The 23,136-nt window shown below is 69.5% G+C and carries 11 protein-coding genes and 1 tRNA gene; 2 read left to right on the forward strand and 10 right to left on the reverse strand.

All coding sequences use genetic code 11. The features are described from left to right. Positions 1 to 37: 37 nt before the first annotated feature. The 9 genes from gjpA (MJO54_RS22225) to MJO54_RS22265 form a co-directional block, all read right to left on the reverse strand. A complete protein-coding gene (gjpA, locus tag MJO54_RS22225) occupies positions 38 to 1,180 on the reverse strand; it encodes an outer membrane porin GjpA (protein WP_105295335.1) in 1,143 nt (380 codons plus the stop codon). A gap of 538 nt (positions 1,181 to 1,718) precedes the next feature. Then, the gene (locus MJO54_RS22230; protein ID WP_105295334.1) at positions 1,719 to 2,204 is read right to left on the reverse strand and encodes a MarR family winged helix-turn-helix transcriptional regulator; all 486 of its coding nucleotides are present in this window, start codon (positions 2,202 to 2,204) and stop codon (positions 1,719 to 1,721) included. Positions 2,205 to 2,287: 83 nt separating this feature from the next. Then, a complete protein-coding gene (locus MJO54_RS22235; RefSeq protein WP_240175432.1) occupies positions 2,288 to 2,854 on the reverse strand; it encodes a MarR family winged helix-turn-helix transcriptional regulator in 567 nt (188 codons plus the stop codon). Between the two features lie 360 nt (positions 2,855 to 3,214). Beyond that, entirely contained in the window at positions 3,215 to 3,760 is a 546-nt protein-coding gene (locus MJO54_RS22240; protein ID WP_064889724.1) for a MarR family winged helix-turn-helix transcriptional regulator, read from the reverse strand. Positions 3,761 to 4,227: 467 nt separating this feature from the next. Next, positions 4,228 to 4,314: transfer RNA gene (locus tag MJO54_RS22245), tRNA-Ser, on the reverse strand. 41 nt (positions 4,315 to 4,355) lie between these two features. Then, the gene (locus MJO54_RS23685; protein ID WP_275564474.1) at positions 4,356 to 6,857 is read right to left on the reverse strand and encodes a PGRS repeat-containing protein; all 2,502 of its coding nucleotides are present in this window, start codon (positions 6,855 to 6,857) and stop codon (positions 4,356 to 4,358) included. A gap of 73 nt (positions 6,858 to 6,930) precedes the next feature. After that, complete coding sequence (locus tag MJO54_RS23690; protein ID WP_275564475.1) at positions 6,931 to 9,444, reverse strand: PGRS repeat-containing protein; 2,514 nt, start codon at positions 9,442 to 9,444, stop codon at positions 6,931 to 6,933. Positions 9,445 to 9,490: 46 nt separating this feature from the next. Continuing rightward, a complete protein-coding gene (gene gjpA / locus MJO54_RS22260) occupies positions 9,491 to 10,564 on the reverse strand; it encodes an outer membrane porin GjpA (protein WP_105294866.1) in 1,074 nt (357 codons plus the stop codon). A 337-nt stretch (positions 10,565 to 10,901) separates the two neighbouring features. After that, complete coding sequence (locus MJO54_RS22265) at positions 10,902 to 11,993, reverse strand: MarR family winged helix-turn-helix transcriptional regulator (RefSeq protein WP_240175433.1); 1,092 nt, start codon at positions 11,991 to 11,993, stop codon at positions 10,902 to 10,904. 74 nt (positions 11,994 to 12,067) lie between these two features. Here MJO54_RS22265 and MJO54_RS22270 point away from each other — a divergent pair, with 74 nt between their 5' ends. Further along, positions 12,068 to 13,036: an NAD(P)H-quinone oxidoreductase gene (locus tag MJO54_RS22270; RefSeq protein ID WP_240175434.1), complete on the forward strand. Its 969-nt coding sequence runs from the start codon at positions 12,068 to 12,070 to the stop codon at positions 13,034 to 13,036. Between the two features lie 200 nt (positions 13,037 to 13,236). Beyond that, complete coding sequence (locus MJO54_RS22275) at positions 13,237 to 13,851, forward strand: GNAT family N-acetyltransferase (protein WP_052741341.1); 615 nt, start codon at positions 13,237 to 13,239, stop codon at positions 13,849 to 13,851. A 152-nt stretch (positions 13,852 to 14,003) separates the two neighbouring features. Here the strand turns inward: MJO54_RS22275 and MJO54_RS23695 are convergent, their stop codons facing one another. Continuing rightward, complete coding sequence (locus MJO54_RS23695; protein WP_275564476.1) at positions 14,004 to 22,418, reverse strand: PE family protein; 8,415 nt, start codon at positions 22,416 to 22,418, stop codon at positions 14,004 to 14,006. Positions 22,419 to 23,136: the final 718 nt, after the last annotated feature.

Genomic DNA, 23,136 nt, shown 5'->3' on the forward strand with positions numbered 1-23,136 from the left:
GTAAAGCTTTGGGGTAGTTGTGGATTGCGATGACGGATCAGCTGAAGAGCCCGTTGAGCAGGTCTTCCAACCCGCTGAACACGTCAGTGGCCTGCGCGCTCTCGCCGCCGTCATCGAGGAAGGTGTCCGGAATGATCGGCAAGCCGACACCGAACCAGGGCGGTGTCACGGGAACGTTGTTCTTCCCGTCCCAGCCCGAGCCCAGCAGCGATCCGATGATCTGGCCCCACGCCTGCCAGGCCGCGATCGGGCCGATCGCCTGGCCCTCGACGTCGATCTTGTTCAGGACCGGAACACCAACCATTTCCAGTCCTACGGCGTTGAACAGGGAGCCGCCGACCGCGGGAACCGTAGCCAACACTTCGTCGTTCGCGCCGATCACCTGGTAGTTGCCGATCTGCACATTGCCGGTGCTCAGCAATCCACCGAAGGTGAAGTCCAAGCGGTCCAGGGCCATGCCTTGGGGGAGGAACCCGGCGTCGTTGATCATCGGCAGCAGCGAATCCAGGTGCAGGACAGCGCCATTGAGGAAGCCGTTCCAACCGCTGGCGATGATCTCGTTGAGGTCGTCACCGTCGGCGATGCTGTTCATCATGGCAATCCACGGGCTGATGCCGGGGCCCAGCGAGCCCATGATGACGCCGGACATCGGCGAAATCATCCAGTTCAAAGCTGCGTTGACCCCGTCAACATCGGTGCCCGCCGGCAGGTAGCCCGGAACCTGGGAAATCAGTACGAGATGGCCTGACGTGATGGACCCGTCGATGGTGTGGTGGGTGACCAAGTTGTAGGTCTCCTTGGCGACATCCAACGGCAGCGCCCAACCGTCGCGCACCGCCACCCAGTGCTCCTGGATCTGGGTGTTGATGTCGGCGAGCGTGGTGGCGCTCGGGTCGTCCAGGAATTGCTGCGCGTAGCCCATGACGTTCGCGTACAGCTGCTGCCATGCCACCCCCGGCGCCAACAAGAAGTTGTTGATCAGGGTCGTCGCGTTGGCGGCCGATTCGTTGTACACGTCAATCCAGGGCTCGGCGACACTGGGCAGACCCCCGGCGGTGAGCGCGACGTCAATGACCGTGCGGGCCATAGGCGCCGGCGCCACAACCGGCGTCGCGGCGATCAGGCCGGTCCCGGCGATGACGACGCCGGCCGTTGCGTAGGGGCGAAGAATGGCGTGCAAGGGAACTCCTTCAGGTCATGTGACTCAGCACACGGAACGTAACTGAGGGAGACCTGAAAATCACCAGTCAGGACGGGGCCGCCGGTAAAGGGGTGCACCCAGTGCGCGATTGGCAATCTAGCTGGGCAACAAAATCCCAGGCACAGGCGTTAACATGCAGTTCTAGCAAACTTAAAGACCCCACTGAATGGTTCAACTGGAAATTACCGGCGAGTAAGAATTGAAACACGTTCATTCGTGCCTATTCCGAGTCTCGGCGGCGCGTAATGACCGTTGACCTGCGCAGTACCGCTGCTGCGATAAAGTTCAAGCGCGCTTTGTAGAAACAGGTGTCAAGTAATTTCGCTACAGCACGGATCTCTATTAGGGGAACTTTAGCTAACATGCTATTGCCAGCCATCAAGGCAGGTAGCGGGCGTGTGCCCGGAGTGATGTGTCAGGGTCGGGGCGTCTGGACCCGCCGCCGAAAGCCGCATTACCTGAGAATTTTTGAGCGATATCCGGGGGGGCAGATCCAGCCCGGAAACCACGCTCGATCTCAGGTCAGCGGGGGAAGGCCGGTCCGCCGGCAGACGTCACCGAGTGCGATCACCTGCTGACGCGACAGCTGGCCAAGGTAGTGCGCACGAATCCCGCGCGCGTAGGTCACCACCGCGGATGCGAACCGCGCCCGGCCCTCAGCGGTGATGTGGGCAAGCACCGCTCGGCGGTCGCCGGGATGCGGTCGCCTACCGACCAGCGCCTGGGCCTCTAGATGGTCGATCAGTGACGTCACCCGGCTGGGCGCCAGCGCGAAAGCCTTTGCCAGGTCCCGCATTCGGGCCGAACCGGACTCCGAACTGGCCAGCCGGTCCAGTACCAGGACCTCAAAGAGGGTCAATCCATGGGCATGGATCAGGCTGTCGTTCAACGCCGCGATAAGGCGATCGGACGCGTCCACGAACTGGTGCACGCACGCGCTTTCGGCGGCGTCGAGCACCGGCAATTCCCACACTGGCCGCTCAAGCGCCCGCAGGTGCCCCATCGGGCAATGCTAGCGACGCGAAGTGGCGATCGGTGCTTGATTCAGCAACTTGACGCCTCCAACTTGGGCGGGAGGCTAGGTGCTCAGTCGAGCGTCGACTTTTTCGGAAGCTCTGCGGCTTCTAGTGAGGCGCTGATCTGATGGCAACTGGCACCCAGGGCAAGCATTTGCTGCCGAGACATCTGGTTCACGTAGAGCCGGCGGATCTGTTCGGCGTAGGTTTTGCGGGCCTCCCCCAGCCTCGTTCGGCCCTCGGGCGTGAGCTCGGCCCGCACTCCCCGGCCATCACCGGGAATAGGTATCCGGCGGACCAGGCCGCGACTTTCTAGCCGCCGGGTCAGCCAGGTCACCCGGCTGCGGAGCAGCATCAGCGCCGCGGCCAGTTCGCTCATTCGGACAGATCCGCTGTCGGACTTGGCGAGAAGATCCAGCAGTCGAAGCTCAGACAGGTCCAGCCGGTGGCGGCCCAGCAGGCTACGGTTAAGCGCGCCCAACAGATTGGTCGATGACTCGACGAACTCTTGCCAAGAATTCTGCTCGATGTCCTCGAGCCCCGGCAGCCGCATCGCCGGCGCTTGGCCCCCTGTGTCCTCCACGGCGGGCGACGGTACCGAAACCCTTCCCACAATGACCACGAAAAACGGGGGCATTTGCATGCTTCTACATACATCAGTGACGCGCGCCGCCAGCCCGCAACGTCGGAGACCGTCACATCCAGGCTTTTCACAGGCCCTTTTAGGATAGTGCCAGCAAATATACAAACCCCGACGGTTGATTCAACCGGCAACTAACTCGCGAGTAGCAATCAGAACGTGTTCTAGCAGCGGGTCGAAAGCGCCGTTAAGGCCGACGGCAGGCCGGTAACTGCTGGCCACCCGCGATGTCCGAGCTCAACGCGCATTGACCAAGAACCTTGGCAATTAACGTCCGTAGTGCATTTCCCAGCAACTTCACAGGGAATGGGAAACAGCGCGTGAGCAAACCGCGAGACGCCGCTGCGTTGGCGCAGATCAGATCGGCGGCTTGGCCACGAGCTCGCCACCGGGGGTTCGGGAGACATACAGCGTCGAGTCTGCCTGCCTCAGGCCGGAATTAATCCGTCGGCAATTCTCCTCGAGAGTGGCGAGCTGGCGCCGCGAGAGGGTCCCGATGAGGTGGGTCTTGACCCCTTGGGCGTAGTTGTGGCTGGCGTGCCCGGCTACCCGCCGGCCGTCGTCAGTGATCCGAGCGACCACCCCTCGCCGGTCATCGGAATTCTGTTCGCGCTGAACCAAACCCCGCTCTTCGAGTCGACGGATCCGCTTGGTCATGTGGTGCGGGTTCGCGCCCAGCGCGTCGGCCAAGTCGCCCATCCGTGCCGCGCCCTCGTCAGACTTGCCCAGGATGTCGAGCACCCGCAAGTCAATGACGGACAGATTGTGCGCTTCGGTCAGCCAGCGGTCCATCGTGGCATGAAAGCGCAGCGCAGCGTGCAGAAAGTTCTGCCACGACTTCTGTTCGGCGATGTCCAATCCGGGAAGATCACTGGGGGTGCGGCGACGAGCCGGACGTTGCATAGCGTCATGGTAGCCAGGATTAGTTCCAGTGCGCCAACATCATTCCGCACCTGAGTACTGCGTAGCCGTTATCGATCGACGTTTCCGGTGGATCGTTGAATACATTTAATGCGGCCAAGCCGGTCGGTACAAATATCGACCAAGGCCAAGTGGCGCGCGGCATGCACTCACCGGGCCAGAGCCCCAAGGAATTCCAGGACCTACAACTCGTCCATATTTTGCATACAAACATATCGGTAAGCGATGTAAAGGGTGTATCGGAACTGTCGCGGCAGCGTCCGAATTTGCCGCAGAATCCCTACGCGCTGAATATGCGTGCCACCGGGAGGGGGCGACGGCGTCCTGGGGGCCGCCTTGGCTGAATAGGGCGGGGTTGCACGGTATCCGGCCACACCCTGCCGCGGTCATCGGTGAGGTCCCCGCGGACAGACTCGGCCTAACCCGGAGTGTTCGGATGCGAAAAAGGGCGGTGGCGGAGGGATTTGAACCCCCGGACGGTGTTAGCCGTCTCTCGCTTTCAAGGCGAGTGCATTAGGCCGCTCTGCCACGCCACCGCGGGAAATCGTACCTTGGCCGGGTCAGTGCTCCCGCGGGGTCAGCCGGGTTGACCGCTGCCGCCGGTGGTGCCGGGCTGGCCCGGCGGAGTGCCGGTACCGGCCACACCGCCGGCACCACCCGCGCCCGCTGCGCCGCCCGCGCCGTGTGACCCGTTGGTGCCATTGGTGCTGGTGCCGCCGGCACCGCCGGCCGCACCGTTGCCACCGGTTCCGCCGTCGCCGCCATCGCCACCGGGCAGGGTGGTGCCGGCAGAGTCGGTGCCGCCGTTGCCGCCGCGGCTGCCCGCACCGCCGGTGCCGCCGGCTCCACCAGTACCGCCGCTGCCGCCGTTACCGGAGACCGCGGTACCGCCGGCGCCGCCCTTGCCGCCGTTGCCGGCGGCGCCACCGTCGTGGCCGTTACCGCCTGGTTCATGCGCGGGGTTAGTCGCCGGCGCGCCCGTGTAGCCGGTTCCGCCGACGCCGCCGGTACCGCCATTGCCACCATCGACGTTGCCTTGCGCACTCCCGCCTGTCCCACCGGCTCCGCCGTCGCCGCCGGCGCCGATGGTGCCGGTTCCGCCCATCCCGCCGTTGCCGCCGTTGCCGGCGTGGCTGGGGCCGGCACCGTAGGGGTTGTTGGCGGGCATGGCGATTCCGCCACTGTTGCCGCCGGTCCCGCCGGCACCGCCGTCACCGGCGGTGCCGCCTGACCCACTACCGCCGAGAAGGACCATGCCCGCGCCCCCACTGCCACCGGTGCCGCCATTGCCGCCCGACGCCGTGCCGTTGCCGCCGTTTCCTCCTGCGCCGCCCGTGCCGGCATTGCCGCCGCCATACGCGGTGCCGCCGGTACCGCCGCTGCCGCCATTGCCACCAACGCTGATGACACCCGGCCCGGAAGCGCCGTGACCGCCGTTGCCGCCGGCGCCGCCGACCGCACCATCGCCGGTGTAAGCGCCTCCGCCCGACGAGCCGCTGCCGCCGTTACCGCCGTGGCTCCAGATGGTGCCGGTTCCGTCGTCCCACCCGGTGCTGTCGCCGCCGTTGCCGCCGCGGCCGCCAGCCCCGCCGGTGGCACCCGATCCGGCGCCGAAGAAGCTGTCACCACCATTGCCGCCGGCATAGGTTCCGGCACCGCCGTCCCCGCTGTCGCCGCTGGCCCCACCGACTCCGGTCTGACTGCTTCCTCCCATGCCGCCACCGCCGCCGTCGCCGCCGATGGTCTTGACGGTGTTGTCGCCGGTAGCCCCATTGCCGCCGGCGCCGCCGTTACCGCCCACACCACCGGCACCGCTTTGGGACGGAGCGCCCCAGCCGCCCCAGCCGCCGCTGCCGCCGGTACCCGCGGTGGCATCTCCGCCGGCGCCGGCGTTTCCACCCGCGCCGCCAGTGTTGTTGCCGGCGGACTGGCCGCCGTTACCGCCCCAGCCGCCGCCACCACCGTTGAGACCGGCGCCACCGGCGCCGCCGTCACCGCCGTTGCCACCGATATAGCCGTTGCCGGCGATCCCGCCGTCACTTCCGGCCCCGCCGTTGCCCAGGTAGTCGCCGTTGACGTCTTGGTAGGCGTTCCCGCCGTTACCGGCGTCGCCGCCGTCGCCACCGTTTCCGAGTTGCCCGGCATGTCCGTACATGGGGCTGGTGTAGATGGAGGATCCGCGCCCGCCGGCCGCACCGCCGGCGCCACCACCCCAGGACCAGCCGCCGTTGCCGCCGTCGACGTGCTCGGCGGTGCCGGTGGCGCCGTCGCCACCTTTGCCGCCGGCTCCGGCGTTGCCGCCGTTGCCGCCGTTGCCGAACATGAAGCTGCTGCGCCCACCGGCGCCGCCGTTGCCGCCGTAACCGCCGGCTATCCCATTGCCATCGCCACCGTTGGCGAATGTGCCTGCGGCGCCGGCCGTTCCATCCGCCCCGTTGCCGCCGATCCCGCCGTTGCCGAAGAACCAGCCCGACGCGTTGCCGCCGGCCCCACCGTTGCCGCCGGCAACACTGGCATCCAGGGCGATCCCACCATTGCCGCCGGCACCGCCGTTGCCCATCCAGAGTCCACCGGCTCCGCCGTCACCGCCGTTGGCGCCCGCTCCACCATCACCGCCGACACCGCCGTCGCCGAGCCAGCCGGCCGCATTGCCGCCAGCACCGCCGGCCACACCTGCTTCGGTGCTGTCCCAACCGTTTCCGCCGTCACCGAACCACAGGCCACCGTTGCCGCCGTCGGGATTGGCTTCGGTGCCATCAGCACCGTCACCGATCAGGAACTGCCCGGCCGAGGTGTTGATCCAGCCGTTGACCATCGACCCGAAGTCACTGTTGATCCAGGCCTCCATCGAGGTGTGGATCGGGTCGTAAAACCACTGGTCGATCATCGAGGTCCAGTCGAAGGTGCCCGCGTCGACCGGGCCGGCTACCAGCCATGCGGAGGAATCGAAAAGGTCGACGATCCAATCGAATTCATCGGCCTGAGCCGGCGGCGCCACGGTCAGCGGAACCATACCGAAGGCCAGGAATGCGCCGACGGTGCTGGCGGCGCCGATCGCGCGCTGGTGACGACGAGTCATTTCGGACATACCTCTTTCATGACAAACATGCTGTGGGTCAAATGTTTTAGAGAAGTCGGGGGTCGCGGTCCGGTTAGCCGGGTTGCCCGTTGCCACCGACCGTGCCCGGCTGGCCATCGGGATTACCGGCTCCGCCCGTGCCACCGGCGCCACCCGCGCCGGCTGCACCGCCTGCGCCGTGAGTTCCGTTGGTGCCTCCGGTGCTGGTGCCGCCCGCTCCGCCGGCCGCGCCATTGCCGCCGGTTCCACCGTCGCCGCCATTACCACCGGGCAGCACGTTGCCGTCCGAGTCGGTGCCGCCATTGCCGCCCTTGCTGCCGGCCCCGCCGGTTCCGCCCTTGCCGCCGGTACCGCCGTTTCCGCCGTTACCGTCGACGGCGTTGCCGCCTTGGCCGCCGACGCCGCCGTTGCCGGCGGTGCCACCGTCCTGGCCATCACCGCCGGGGCCGTGCGCGGGGCTGGTGGCGGGTCCGCCTGTGGAGCCAGTGCCGCCCTGGCCGCCGTTACCGCCATTGCCGGCGTCGACGGTGCCGAGCGCATTGCCACCGGTACCACCCACCCCGCCGTCGCCGCCGACACCCATCGTTCCGCTGCCGCCCATGCCGCCGTTGCCGCCATTCCCGCCGTGGCTGGGCCCCAGGCCGTAGGGGTTATCAGTGGGCATGCTCACGCCGCCACTGTCGCCACCTCTACCGCCCGCACCGCCATTCCCGGCGGTGCCGCCTTCGCCACCTTGCAACGGAATAGACGCGGTACCTCCAGCACCACCGGCGCCTCCGTTGCCGCCGGTCGCTGTGCCGTAACCTCCGGACCCGCCGGCACCACCGTCGCCGGCCGCACCACCAGTCGTCATCGCTCCGCCTCGACCGCCGTTACCGCCGTTACCGCCGACGCTGATGGTGTTGGGTCCAGTCGCGCCGTCGCCGCCCCTGCCGCCTGCACCGCCAGCCGCAGCGCTGTCGCCGATACTTGAGGCGCCGCCGGTACTGCCGTTGCCGCCGTTGCCGCCGTGGCTCCAGATCGTGCCGGTCCCGTCGTTCCATCCGGTAGCCGCGCCGCCATCGCCGCCGTTACCACCGGTTGCACCGGTGGCGCCGCTGCCGCCGCTGATAAAGCCGGCATTCCCGCCGTTGCCACCGGCGTAGGTGCCGATGCCGCCGGCACCCCCGTCGCCGTTGGCGCCACCGGCCCCGGTTTGACTGGATCCGCCTCGGCCGGCGCTGCCGCCATTGCCACCGATGGTCTTGACAGTGTTGTCGTCGGTGGCCCCGTTGCCACCATTGCCGCCGTTCCCGGCGGCGCCCCCAGCGCCGCCCTGTGCGTTACCGCCGTGGCCGCCGCCGCCGCCGCTGCCGGCGGTACCAGCGGTGGAGTTGCCGCCATTCCCGCCGCTGCCGCCAGCACCGCCGGTGTTGTCGCCCTGGGAACTGCCGCCGCTTCCTCCGGAGCCACCAGCACCGCCGTTGAGGCCGTTTCCGCCGTGACCGCCGTCACCGCCGTTGCCGCCGATGTTGCCGCTACCGGCGGAGTTGGCCCCGCCGCCGTTGCCGCCGTTGCCGAGGTAGTTGCCGTTGACGTCCTGGTAGGCATCGCCACCGTTGCCGCTGCCGCCGCTGTCACCGCCGTTGCCCATCAGCCCGGCTTGCCCGTACGCCGGGCTGATGTAAATGGTTGACCCGCGCTCACCAGCCGCACCGCCTGCGCCGCCACGTCCGGCGTAGATGCCGTTGCCTCCGTCGACGTGGTCGGCGGTGCCGGTGGCGCCATTTCCGCCGGCGCCGGATACGCCGCCGTTGCCGCCGTTGCCGCCGTTGCCGAATATGAAGCCGCTTCGTCCGCCGGCCCCGCCGCTACCGCCGTTGCCGCCTGCACCACCGGTGCCGTCACCGCCGTTGGCGAAAGTGCCCGCAACACCGGCCATCCCAGCCGCTCCATTACCGCCAACCCCGCCGTTGCCGAAGAACCATCCCGACGCGTTGCCGCCGTCTCCGCCGATCCCGCCGTTCCCGCCGGCCTCCACAGCTGTGCCCCCGTTGCCGCCAGCACCGCCGTTGCCCATCCAGAGTCCACCGGCCCCGCCGTCACCACCATTGGCGCCCGCACCACCGTCACCACCGACACCGCCATCGCCGAGCCAACCGGCGGCGTTACCACCGTTGCCGCCGGCTACGCCGGCTTCAGTACTGTCCCAGCCGTTTCCACCGTCGCCAAACCACAATCCGCCGTTGCCGCCGTCGGGATTGGCCTCGGTGCCATCAGCACCGTCACCGATCAGGTATTGACCCGCAGCGGTGTTGATCCAGCCGTTGACCATCGACCCGAAATCACTGTTGATCCAGGCCTCCATCGAGGTGTGGATCGGGTCATAGAACCACTGATCCAGCATGGAAGTCCAGTCAAAGGCACCCGCATCGGCCGGCTCGGCGACCAGCCACGCCGACGAATCGAAAAGATCAGCGATCCAATCGAATTCATCGGCCTGAGCCGGCGGCGCCACGGTCAGCGGAACCATCCCAAAGGCCAGGAATGCGCCGACGGTGCTGGCGGTGCCGATCAGGCGGCGGCGGACGGTGTGGTGACGACTCATATTGCGGTTGCCTCTCTAAGCAACTGGGAGTTAAGGATTTAGAGGATCAGAGCCCGAGCAGGTCGCCCAGCCAACCGAACGCATCAGTCGCTGCCGCACCGCCGTCATCGAGGATGGGCAGTTCCGCACCGGCCAACGGCGGGGTGACCACGACCGGGCCCTTGCCGTCCCAACCCGACCCCAGCAACGCGCCCACGGTTTGACCCCAGGCCTGCCAGGCGGCGATCGGCCCGATGCCGGCACTGTTGAGATCGAGGGTGCCAATTACCGGGACACCGCTGAATTCGATTCCCACGCTTTGGAAGATCGAGCCGCCGACCGCGGGCACTTCCGCCGCGACGCCACCCCCGGGGCCCAGCGTCTGGTAGCTCACCGCGGCCGCACCCGTGGACAACAGCCCACCGAAGGCGAAGTCGAGGTGGTCCATGTTCATGCCGGCCGGGAAATAGCCCGACGAGTTGATCATCGGCAGCAGCGAATCCAGGTTCAAGGTTGCGCCGTTGAAGAACGCACCACCCATGTTGGCCAGGATGTCGAACGGGTTGTCGCCGTCGGTGATCCCGTTGAGCAACGCGATCCACGGGCTGATCATCGGGCCGATCATCCCCATCAATACCGCGCTGGCAGGCGATCCCAGGTAGTCGATGATCGGCATGATCGACTCTTTGTCCACGTCGGCAGGGATGTAGCCGGCGACCTGGCCGAACATCAACTGATGGGTGCCATCCATGGTGTGGTTGAGCACCGTGGCGTGGGTCGCGTCGGTCTCGTTCTGCAGCGCCCAGCCCGAGATCACCGCGTTCAGGTGCTTCTGGATTTCCTCGTTGACGTCGTTGGTGGAGCCCGATGGGTCGTTGAGCAGCCGGTCGGCATAGTCCATCTGGTTGGCCCAAAACTGTTGCATCCCTACACCGGGTGCCAGATACCAGTTGTTGAGCATCGTTGTGACATTCGCCGACGCGGCATTGACGACGTCCTGGAACGCCCCCGTCAATGCGACCGCGTGGGATTGGACATCAGAGGGAACCGGCACCGGCGCAGACAACGGCGTGACCGCGACGAGACTGGCTCCGACCAGTGCCACGCCAGCGGTGGCATAGGGGCGAACGGTGGCGTGCAAGGGGAACTCCTCGGCTGATGGATTGGTAACGCAGTGAACAGCGATGAACGTAACTAAGCGAGGACTGAGTGTCTCTAATCGAACGTTGTTATCTCTGAATACGTTTGCTGTCACCCCCGGCCGGTTTGCGACAACTGATCGTGGATTCCCAGGTCAGCACCGTGATCGGCGGCCGCAGATCGGCCGCCACAGCGGGTTCAACTGTTTCAACCTGTAACTACCGGTGGGTAACCATTCCGCTTGTCCCCCACGCGGAATGGTTGCCTACCATCAGCAAACTGTGGAAACGCTGGGAAGCACAATGTGGGCAGGGGTCAGGCGTAGTTCGAGCGGCGGGTTACCGCCGACCGGTGTCGCCTTCGACAGCAGCTGTTGGCGCACTCCGGCGAACGTTCCGCACCTGCCGGTCGGCACGGGTGTTGGAGGGCAAGCCGATCCGACGGCACGCGTCGCCGAGCGCGATCGCCTGCTGGCGCGACATCGGGTCCAAGTAGGTCCGGCGAATTTCCCTGGCGTAGAAGGACAGTGCAGGACCTAGCCGCACCCGGCCGTGCAGCGTGATGTTGACAACGACGCGTCGCCGATCGCCCGGAACGGGTGCACGACGCACCAGGCCCTCGGATTCCAGACGGGTGATCTGCTGAGTTATCCGGCTGGGCTGCAGGGAAAACGCGCGACCCAACGCGCTCAAGGGCGCTGATCCGCCCGGCGACTTGGCAATCAGTTCTAGCAGCAGAATGTCGATGAATCCGAGCTGGATCGCCTGGGTCAGATGTTCGTTCAATACCGGGAAGAGCGTCGCCGACGACGACATGAACTGATGCCAGCAACGCTTCCCAGCATCATCAACCCCGGGCATATAGCACGTGGGCGCCTCCGGAAAGGCTTGGGAATCAACGCGAACCGAAACGGGCGTGCCAGGTTCGACCAAGGCACGCCGCAGTTCGGAAAGCCGCAGACCCTCGCCGATGCGCCAACAGTTCTCCGCGACAGTGCTGACCTGGCGAGTCGATAGTGGTCCCAGCAAGTAGGTCGAGACAGCTTTCGCGTAACTGATGGTCGCCTGATCGATCATGGTGCGCCCGTCGTCGGTGAGCAGCGCGACCACCCCGCGTTTGTCCTGCGGATCAGGCTCGCGACGTACCAGGCCCCGCTCCCCGAGACGATCGATCCGTGTCGTCATCTGACGGCGGGTCGCGCCGAGCAGTTCGGCCACATCGCCCATCCGCGCAGATCCGTCCGCGGACTTGACCAAGATGTCGAGCACCCGCAAGTCGATCACCGACAGTTGGTGTTCAGCGTTGAGCGCCCGGTTCAGCACCGCGTCGAATCGCAGCACGGCTACCAAATAGTGTTGCCATGCTTGACGTTCGGCGAGATCCAAGCCGGGTAAATCACTCCCCGTCCGGCGGCGATCGTTGCGCTGCACAGCGTCATGCTAAGCCCACCACTTAGCTTTCCTCATCGTTTCGACCGCGTCGGGCCGGTAGTAGCGTGTCCGACATGCACGCCATCATCGCTGAAGCCCCCGAAGTCCTCGCTTGGCGAGAGGTCGCCGATCTACAACCGGCTCCCGGCGAGGTGCTGATTCGGGTTGCCGCCGCCGGGGTGAACCGGGCCGATCTACTGCAGGCGGCGGGTTTGTATCCGCCCCCACCCGGGGCCAGCGACACCCTCGGCCTGGAGGTTTCCGGCGTCATCGCCGCGGTGGGCGACGAGGTGTCGGATTGGACAATCGGCCAACAGGTTTGCGCGTTGTTGGCCGGGGGCGGCTACGCCGAGTACGTCGCGGTTCCTGCGCCCCAAGTGTTGCCGATTCCGGCCGGGGTGGACCTGGTGGATGCTGCCGGCCTGCCGGAGGTGGCCTGCACCGTCTGGTCGAACCTGGTCTTGACCGCTGGGTTGTCCGAGGGCCAGTTGCTGCTGGTGCACGGCGGAGCCAGCGGCGTGGGCAGCCACGCCATTCAGGTGGCACGTCAGCTGGGGGCGTGGGTGGCCGTCACGGCCGGATCCGAGGCCAAGTTGGCGTTCTGCCGTGAATTGGGCGCCGAGATCACCGTGAACTATCACGACGAAGACTTCGTGGCGCGGGTGCGCGAGGCCGGCGGTGCCGACGTGATCCTGGACATCATGGGGGCGGCCTACCTGGACCGCAATGTCGATGCGCTGGCCAGCGACGGACGACTGGTGGTCATCGGGATGCAGGGCGGGGTCAAAGGCGAGCTGAACCTGGGGAAGCTGATCTCCAAACGCGCCCGGGTGATCGGCACCGCCTTGCGCGGCCGGCCGGTGGAAGGGCCGCACAGCAAGGGCGCGGTGGTTGCCGCGGTGACCAGTGAGCTCTGGCCGATGCTCGGCGACGGCAGGATCAAGCCGGTGATCGGTGCACGGCTGCCCATCACGCAGGCCGCCGAGGCACACCGGATGCTGTCATCGGGTGAGGTGACGGGGAAGGTTGTGCTGACTGTCTGAGCGCCGGGACCGCGGGTGTCCATCCGACTGACTTTTGCGGCAGCGACCGGCATTTCGGCGCTGACACGCGTGCCTCAACGTAGCATCATTCTTGAGAAAGATTGCGACGGCGCTGCCGTCAACGGATACCAGGAGGCACGTGCAATGACCACCGAAACCGGAGCAGCTACAACGGATTCGGGTGCGCTATGAGTTCGCGTATGCCGCGGCAACGGCTGGGCCTGAGCGACTACCTCCTGAGTGTTCCGGCGCCGCCGCTACCGATCCTCGCCGATCCGTACAGTGTCCGTTTCGCAGACCAGCCCGGCGACCCCGAGATGATCTCCGAATGGATGAACCGGCCGCATCTGGCCGAAACCTGGGGCTACGCCTATCCACCCGACGAATGGCGCCGTCATCTGCAAACCCAGTTCGACGGTGCCTACTCACGCCCGTACATCTGGCTCCTCCACGGCGAGCCCCTCGGATATATGGAGCTGTTCCGGGTGGCAAAAGACGACTTGGCAACGGTGTATGACGCCCTTCCCTACGATGTGGGCTTGCATGGAGCCATGGCGGATGCCGCCGCGGTCGAAAAGGGCCACGGCAAGAACATCTTTGGCCCCTTGGTGTCCAGCATTTTCGCGGCCGAACCGGAATGCCGTCGGATCATCGGGGACACCAATGCCGGTGCGGGCTCGTACGGTCGCCGGTTCTGGGAGCGACGCGGCGGGGTCTTCCTGGGTGAGCACTATATGGCCAAGTGGGATCAAAACATCGCCCTGTTCGCCTGGCTGCGGACCCCGGAAGACATGCCGGGCTATCGCAAAGAGTAAGCGTAGCGGCACAGAAGGGCGGTGACAGAGCAGCTGTCGCCGCCCTTTTTGTTGGCGTGAGTTCGCTTGGCCCGCCACGTACGAATCCCCGGACCCGACACCGAAGTGTCGGACCGGGGATTCGTACGTTCGCGCCTTGCCTAGGCGTCTGGCTAGGGCGCGCCCGTGCCACCGGCGCCGCCGGCGCCGCCCACACCGGCCGGGCCCTTGCCAGCACCGGCGGCCGTGCCAGCGACACCATTGGATCCCGCATTACCGGCGACACCGTCACCATTGGTTCCGCCGGCACCACCTTGGCCACCATCACCGCCCCCGCCCGCCCAGTTGGACTTGCTGGGTCGGGAGGCACCGTTGACCCCGTTGCCGCCCTTACCGCCCATGCCACCGGCACCGCCCTGAGCCTGGGTGCCGTCGGCGTTGGCGCCGCCCTGGCCGCCGGTGCCACCGGTACCACCGGCACCGCCACTGCCACCGGTACCGCCACCACCAGTGCCCTGACCGACGAGGCCGTTGTAGCCGGCACCACCGGCACCACCATTGCCGCCGACGCCTGCCTTACCGCCGACACCACCCTGACCGCCGAGACCGCCGGCGCCGTGTTCACCGGCATTTCCAACGCCCAGCGCAATACCACCGGCGCCACCTTGACCAGCCGCGCCGCCGACGCCACCGTCGCCGCCCTGACCGCCGACGCCGCCGGTACCGCCGGTACGCCCGGGCAAGCCGAGGCCACCCGCGCCGCCGGCACCGCCGGTGCCGCCGTTACCACCGGTACCGCCGGTGCCGCCGATCCCGCCGCTGCCGCCGAGGCCGCCCTTGCCCCCGTCACCGGTCACCGTGCCGCCCGCACCGCCGACACCGCCGGTGCCACCCACTCCACCGGCAAACCCGGTGGCGCCCTTGGCGCCGGCGCCGCCGGGGCCACCGGCCATCGCGTTACCGTTCGGGTCCTTGGGCATGGAACCCGTGCCGCCGTTCGCGGCGACGGAGGTGTTGGCTCCGGCATTGCCACCCTTGCCGGCGTTACCACCGGCGCCACCGTCGCCGTGTTGGCCGGCCGCACCGCCGTTACCACCGTTACCGCCGGCGGCGCCGGCGCCGTTGGCGGCGTTGGTACCCGACGTGCCGTTGGCACCCGTACCGCCGTTACCCCCGGCACCGCCGTTGCCGTACTCGCCGGTGTAGCTACCGCCGGTGCCGCCGTTGCCACCGGCCTGCGCCAGGCCGCTGCCCAGCGTCGTGCCAGTGCCGCCGTTACCGCCGGTGCCACCGGCGCCGACCGCGCCGTGGTTACCTGCGGCCCCGCTGTCGGCTTGGGTCACACCGTCGCCACCGAGACCGCCGGCACCGGCCGCGCCGCCGGCGCCGTAAGTGCTGCTGCTGTTACCGCCCTTACCGCCGTTACCGGCTGCGGCATTCGTTCCACCACCCGCGCCGTCACCACCGCGGCCGCCGACACCGGCGTTACCGCCCTTGCCGCCGTTACCGCCATGGCCGCCTGACCCATCCGCACCGTTGTTGCCAACCGTTGCCGTACCGCCGGCGCCACCTTGGCCACCGGCACCGCCGGCCCCGCCAGCCCCGGCCGCGCCGGTGGCGTCACCGCCGACACCACCGTTGCCGCCGGTTCCGGCGGTGGCGTTGGTTCCCGCGGTGCCGTTGGCGGCGTTTCCGCCGGCGCCACCGTCACCACCGATACCGCCCTGGCCACCGGCGCCACCGTCACCGGAGATGGTGCCACCGGCACCACCGACACCACCGTTGCCGCCGGCCGTACCGGCCGTACCGTCGGTGCCATTGACGCCGCTGGTGCCTCCAGCCACACCGTTGGATCCAGCGCCGCCGTCACCGCCGATGCCGCCGTGTCCGATCGTGCCGGCAGCGCCACCGGCCCCGCCGTTACCGCCGGTCTGGCCGAGCGCGGCGTTGCCGCCATCGCCACCGTTGCCGCCGTTGCCGCCGAGCACCAGGCCATCCTGGCCGTCGGAAGCAGCCACGCCGTTGCCACCGATGCCGCCGGTGCCACCCTGGCCCGCCGTACCCGCGGTGCCGCCCTGGCCGCCGTTGCCACCCGATCCAGCGATCGTGTCGCTGCCGCCGCCGGCACCAGTGCCGCCGTTGCCGCCGTTGGCGCCGTCACCGGTGTTACCTCCGGCGCCGCCCTTACCGCCGGCCCCGGCAGCGCCGGTGTTGCCGTTGGTGGCCGTACCGCCGGCTCCACCGCTACCGCCGTTACCGCCGGTTCCACCGTCACCGTTGGTGCTGGTGGCGTCGCCACCGTTGCCGCCGTTGGCGCCGCTGCCGGCCGCCGCATTGGTTCCGGTGGCACCGTTGTCGCCGGCACCGCCGTGGCCGCCGCTACCGCCCGCGCCGCCGGCACCGCCGACACCGCCGTTGCCCGCCTCGGCACCACCGGCGCCACCCTGGCCGCCGCTACCGCCGTGACCGCCGGCCGTACCCGCTGTGCCGTCACCGTTGATGTCGGTGCCGCCGTCGACACCGGCCGAGCCGACGCCGCCGTTACCACCGGCGCCGCCGGTGCCGATCACGCCGGCGTTGCCGCCCTTACCGCCGGAACCACCGTCCTGCGCCGAGCCGTCGCCCAGGGTCTGGCCGGCACCACCGTTACCGCCGGCCCCGCCGTCACCGCCAGAGCCGTTGGTGCCGTCCTGGCCGTCGCCCGCCTGAGCGCCACCCTGGCCGATGCCGCCGGCGCCGCCGGCGCCGCCGAGGCCACGGTTTCCGCCGTCACCGCCACTGCCACCGTTTCCGGCGGCGGCGTCGATACCGCCGTTGCCACCGTGGCCGCCCGCACCACCGTTTCCGGCGTTGCCGGCGTTACCGCCCGCTCCACCGACGCCGCCGGCACCATTGGCGGTCTCGCCGCCGAGACCGCCGGCACCACCGGAGCCCGCGTTACCGCCCTGGCCGCCGTTGCCGCCAGTGTCGCCGGCCAAGCCGATGACACCGTCGCCACCGTTGCCGCCGCTGCCACCGGTACCGCCGGCGCCACCAGCACCTGCAGCACCCGAGGTGGTGCCACCTGCACCACCGTTACCGCCGTGGCCACCGGTACCACCATCGCCACCGAGAGTGCCGTTGCCGTCGATGTCGGTGCCGCCAGCCAGGCCGCTACCACCGTGTCCACCAGCACCGCCCGCGCCACCGGTTCCGATCGCACCGGCCGCGCCACCGTTGCCGCCGTAGCCGCCGGCCTGGCCGGTGACACCGTCGGCGAGCATTGCGCCGTTGCCGCCGGCACCACCGACACCACCGTTGCCGCCGCCGGCAACCACGCCGGCCGCACCGTCGGACCGGTAGGTGACACCGTCACCGTTCAGGCCGCCCTTACCGGCGGAACCAGCCGTACCCCGATCGCCACCGGCGCCGCCGTTACCGCCGTGTCCTGCGGTTTCTTCAATGCCACCGCCGGCACCGTTGCCGCCGCGGCCACCGTCACCGGCCTGACCGGAGGCACCGCCGTTACCGCCGATACCACCGCTGCCGTTGAGGCCGGCCGTGCCGTTGCTCGCGCTACCGCCCTTTCCGCCGCTGCCGCCGGCGCCGCCGGATCCACCGTTGCCGCCGTTGCCGCCATCGGTGCCGTCGCCGCCATTTCCGCCACTGCCCGCAGCGGCGTCGGTGCCAGCGAGGCCTTGCACGCCCGCGCCACCGGCGCCACCGTTACCGCCGGCACCGCCGACACCACCCTGACCGCCGTTTCCGGAGATCGAGCCGCCCTTACCGCCGTTGCCCGCGCTACCACCAGCCGCGCCGTTGCCACCCGTTCCGCCGTTGGCCAGAGCCGTCGAGCCGGTCGCGCCCGCGGCGCCGGCGCCACCGTTGCCGCCGGCACCACCGTTACCCACGGGTCCGGCATTGCCACCGTCACCGCCCGCGCCACCAAGCTGAGCGGTGCCATCGGCGAGCAGCACGCCGGTACCGCCCTTGCCGCCGGCCCCGCCGTTGCCGCCGATGGCCGCGGTACCCGCGTTGCCGCTGGCAGCCTGGGCGCTGTTGTCGGCGTTCCAGCCGCCCGCGCCGGCCGTACCGGCGGTGCCACGGACACCTCCGTCGCCGCCGTGACCACCCGAGCCCGCCACCGCGCCCGTGCCGCCACCGGCGCCGTCGGCACCGCGACCACCGTTGCCGGCGTTACCGGCGTTACCGGCGTTACCACCGACGCCACCAGATCCGTCCACACCGGCAGTGCCGTGACTCGAAGTACCGCCGGCACCGCCGTTACCACCGACCCCGCCGTTACCACCGACCCCGCCGTTGCCGCCGTTGGTCCCGTCCGCGCCGGAGCCGCCGCTACCGGGAGTCACCACGGCACCACTGACGCCGTTGGCGCCATGGCCGGCGTTACCGCCGGCACCACCGACACCACCCTGGCCGCCGGCACCGCCGTTGCCGGCATTCGTTCCGCCGGCACCACCGACACCGCCCGTACCACCGGCACCGCCGTGGGTGCCGTTGGTGCCGTTGCCGTCGTTCAGAGTGACGCCGTCTTCACCAGCCGCACCTGCACCACCGTTGCCGCCGGCACCACCGGTGCCTACCGAAGCCGCGTTGCCGCCGTGCCCACCGGCGCCGCCGCCCTGGCCCGTGTCACTGCCGCTGATCACACCCGCGCCGATGCCACCATTGCCGCCGGCACCACCGTCGCTGCCGATACCGGCCACGCCACCGCTGCCGTCCGCACCGTCGCCATTCGTGCCGGTACCGCCCGCACCGGCCGTGCCCGCAGCGGCGCCATCGGCGCCATCGCCACCCGCGCCGCCCGCGCCCGCGTTGGCAGCGCCGCCGCCACCGAGGCCCTTACCACCGGACCCGGCCGTACCGGCGTTGCCACCGTCGCCGGCGTTGCCGCCGACACCACCGGTGCCGGCGACAGCGTCACCGCCCTGGCCGCCGACACCACCCTGGCCGCCAGCACCGGCGTTGCCACCGTTACCGCCCGCGGCGTCGGCCACGGTCGCGTCCGCGCCCGCGCCGCCGGCACCACCGTTGCCGCCCTTACCGGCGTTGCCGCCAGCACCGCCGTTGCCCGACGTGGAGCCACCGAGACCGCCGGTGCCACCGTTACCGCCGACGCCACCGACCGCCCCCGCGGTCCCGTTGCCGTCGCCGCCCGTAATCCCGTCCACGGTCGCTCCGACACCACCGGCACCACCGGCACCACCGTTGCCGATCGAAGCCGCGTTGCCACCAGCACCACCATGACCGCCGCCCTGGCCGACCGCGCCGCTCAGACCCACGCCGGCGCCGCCCTGGCCACCGACGCCGCCATCGCTGGCAATGCCGTCGGGGCGAGTGGAGCCATCCGCACCGTTAGTCGTGCCGGCACCGCCGAGGCCGACCTGGCCCGCTACACCGCCGTCGGCACCGTTTCCTCCGTTACCGCCGTTGCCCGCGTTCGCTGCACCGCCGCCGCCGAGGCCCTTACCGCCGTTGCCCGCGACGCCACCATTGCCACCCATGCCGGCGTTGCCACCGGTGCCACCAGTGCCATTGGTGGCCGCGCCACCCTGGCCACCGTTGCCGCCCGCGCCGCCGGCCCCGGCGTTGCCGCCGTTACCACCGGCCGTGTCGGCCACCGTGGCGTCCGCGCCCGCGCCACCGGCGCCACCCTGGCCGCCGACACCGCCGTAGCCGCCCGCGCCGCCGTTACCCGAAATGCTGCCGCCGGCACCACCCAGGCCACCGTCGCCACCGATACCACCGACCGCTCCGTCGGTGCCGTGTCCGTCGTTGCCGGTGACACCGTCTACCGTCGCACCGGCGCCGCCGGTGCCACCCATTCCGCCGTTACCGACCGCGGCGGCGTTGCCACCCTGGCCGCCGTTGCCGCCGCCCTGGCCGGTGTTCGTCCCGCTGATCAGGCCGTATCCGTCGCCTCCGCGACCGCCATCGGCACCGTCGGCCGCGATGCCATCGGTGCCGGTGGCCCCGTCCGCGCCCGCGTCGACCCCGACGCCACCCACGCCGGCCTGGCCGCCTGCGCCGCCGAGGGCGCCGTCACCGCCGTTGCCACCGGCACCGGCGTTGGCGCCGCCACCGCCGCCGCTGCCCTGACCGCCGACGGCCGCCGTGCCCGCGTTGCCGCCGGCACCACCGGCGCCACCTTGGCCGCCGGTGCCTTCAGCCGAGGTACCGCCGGCACCACCGGTGCCGCCCGCGCCACCCGCACCGGCGGCTCCACCGTTGCCGCCCGCGAGGTCCAGCAGGTAACCGTCGTCGGCTGCGCCACCGTTGCCACCGTTACCACCGGCGCCACCATTACCACCGGCGCCACCGTTGCCCGAGCCCACACCAGCGGCACCGCCGGCACCGCCGTTGCCGCCTACGGCACCGGTACCACCCGCGGTGCCATCGATGACCACCGTCGTTCCGTTGATTCCCGACGCGCCGTTGCCGCCGTCGCCGCCGACACCGCCGTCGCCGCCGATACCGGCCGTACCACCGGCACCGCCGTTGCCGCCGGCCTGCGGCACAGTTCCGCCGAGCAGTTCACCGTCTCCACCGCGGCCGCCGGCGCCACCGTGGCCGCCGCCGCCCTCGGCACCATCAGCGCCCTGGTCCGCCTGAGCACTGTTGTCCGCGTTCCAGCCACCGGCACCACCGGCGCCAGCCGAGCCTCGGTTACCACCGGTACCGCCCTGGGCACCGGATCCGGCCGTGGCGTTGTTGCCGCCGCCCGCACCGTCACCGCCGCGACCGCCATTGCCGGCGTTACCGGCCGCACCGCCGGTACCACCCTGGCCGCCGTCGCCGTCGGCGCCGGCGTTGCCCGCGGTCGCGGTGCCGCCGGCACCGCCCTGACCGCCGACACCACCGGCACCACCGTTGCCGCTGTCACCGCCGCCGATACCGACCGTGCCGTCGCCGCCGCTGCCAGCCGTCGCGTCGACACCGGCCTGACCATCGAGCCCGTGGCCACCGGCACCACCGGTGCCGCCGACGCCGCCCGCACCACCGGCGCCACCGTTACCCACGGTGGTGCCGCCGGCACCACCGATGCCGCCCGCACCACCGGCCCCACCGACAACGCCGTCCGTGCCGTTACCACTGATGTCCGTGTGCCCGGCCGTGCCGGTCGCACCCTTACCGCCGACGCCACCGTTACCGCCGTCACCGACCGCCCCGGCGTTACCACCGTTGCCGCCCTGGCCACCGGCCTGCACGGTGCCATCGCCCAGGAGCTCACCGGCACCACCGGCACCACCGTTACCGCCGTTGCCGCCGGTGCCATCGGCGCCAGCCGCGCCCGAGGCCGCGTGGTTGCCGCTGCCGCTCGAACCACCGGCGCCACCCGCGCCACCGCTACCGATGGCACCACCGGCGCCACCCTTACCGCCGTTCCCGGCCGCTGCCCCGGTACCACCACCGGCACCATCACCACCGTTACCACCGACACCGGTCGCCCCCGCGGCGCCACCGTCGCCACCGATACCACCGACACCGTGCGCACCCGCGGTGCCGTGCGCCGAAGTACCGCCAGCACCACCGTCGCCACCGACACCACCCACGCCGCCGTTACCGGCCGTGCTGGTCGCGTCACCACCGTCGCCACCGTTGTCACCGCTACCGGCGGCCGCATTCAGACCCGCAGTGCCGTCAGCGCCGGCACCGCCGACACCACCGGTGGCACCGCGGCCACCCGCGCCACCGGCACCACCATTGCCGGCCTGCGAACCACCGGCACCACCAGCGCCACCGACACCACCGGCGCCACCGGCCAGACCCGTGGTGCCATTGCCGTTGGCATCGGTGTGCCCGGCCACGCCAACCGCACCGTCACCACCGGCACCACCGGCACCACCGTTGCCCAGCGAACCGCCGTCACCACCACGGCCACCAGCACCACCGGCGCCACCGGCGATGGTGGCGTCGGCGCCGTCACCACCACGACCACCGTTACCACCACCGGTCGCCGCCGCACCCGCATTACCCGCAGCGCCACCAGGCGCCGCCGCACCACCGGCACCGGCCACACCAGCGTCACCACCGCGACCACCGGCACCGCCGTCGATGTGCGCACCATCGCCGTCTGCGCCGGCACCGCCGTTACCGCCGGCACCGGCGTTACCGCCATCGCCAGCAGCGCCGCCAACACCCGCGACGCCCGACGAGCCCAGCAGACCGCCAGAGCCCGCAGCACCACCGAGACCGGCGGCACCACCGGCACCACCGTTACCACCGTTACCGGCCGCGCCACCATCGGCGCCCGGAGCGGTGGCGTCGATGCCGTCGCCGCCATCGCCACCGTTACCACCATCGGCACCGGCACCACCGGCACCACCCTTACCGCCGGAACCGATCAGCCACGAACCCTTACCACCGGCACCACCATTACCACCAGCACCACCATTAGCACCGGCAAGACCATTCAGCCCAGCACCAACCGCCGCCCCAGCAGCACCCACCGCACCATCGCCACCAAGGCCACCATTACCGCCCGAACCGAACGCCAACCCAAGACCATCACCACCGGCACCACCAACACCACCGGCACCACCAGCGATACCAGCACCCGCAGCACCACCATCACCGCCGATACCCATCCACCAGCCACCGTTACCACCGGCGCCACCGTCACCACCATCAACACCCGCACCACCGGCGCCACCATCGCCGAACATGCCCGCCGAACCACCAACACCACCAGTGCCATCAGCAGCCGTACCACCAGCACCACCATCACCGAACCACAAACCACCAGCACCACCAGCAGCCTGCGCCAGCGTCCCACCATCAATACCGTCAGCACCATTGCCGATCAGAATCTGACCGAACCCAAAAATATTGATGAAGTCATTAACCGCAGACCCAAACGAACTATTGATCCACGCCTGACCCAAGTCATGCCACGGGTCATAGAACAACGACCCAAACCAATCATCAGCAGCAGCCGAACCCGGCACACCCGCCAACGACGCATCAAACGACAAACCCACATTCGACAGCAACGGCTCCCACGAAGCCTGATCAAACAACGTCTCCCACGACGACGCCTGACTCAAATCACCAAGAGCCCCAGCCAAATCCGAACCAACCAGATCAACAACCCAATCCAGCTCATCCGCATGCGCAACAGGCGCCGAAGACAACGGCGACAACCCAAACGCCAAAAACGCCCCAACCGCACTACCGGCAGCTGCTATCCGACGCCGGCCACGTATGCCGTCGCCATGCGATCCACGACGTCCCGCGGTGTGACGCTTGTCAGCCATCTGGAAACTCCCTTATCTGCTTAATCTGTGAAGTCGTGGGTTGAATGCG

The sequence above is a fragment of the Mycolicibacter virginiensis genome, assembly GCF_022374935.2.
GTDB lineage: Bacteria > Actinomycetota > Actinomycetes > Mycobacteriales > Mycobacteriaceae > Mycobacterium > Mycobacterium virginiense.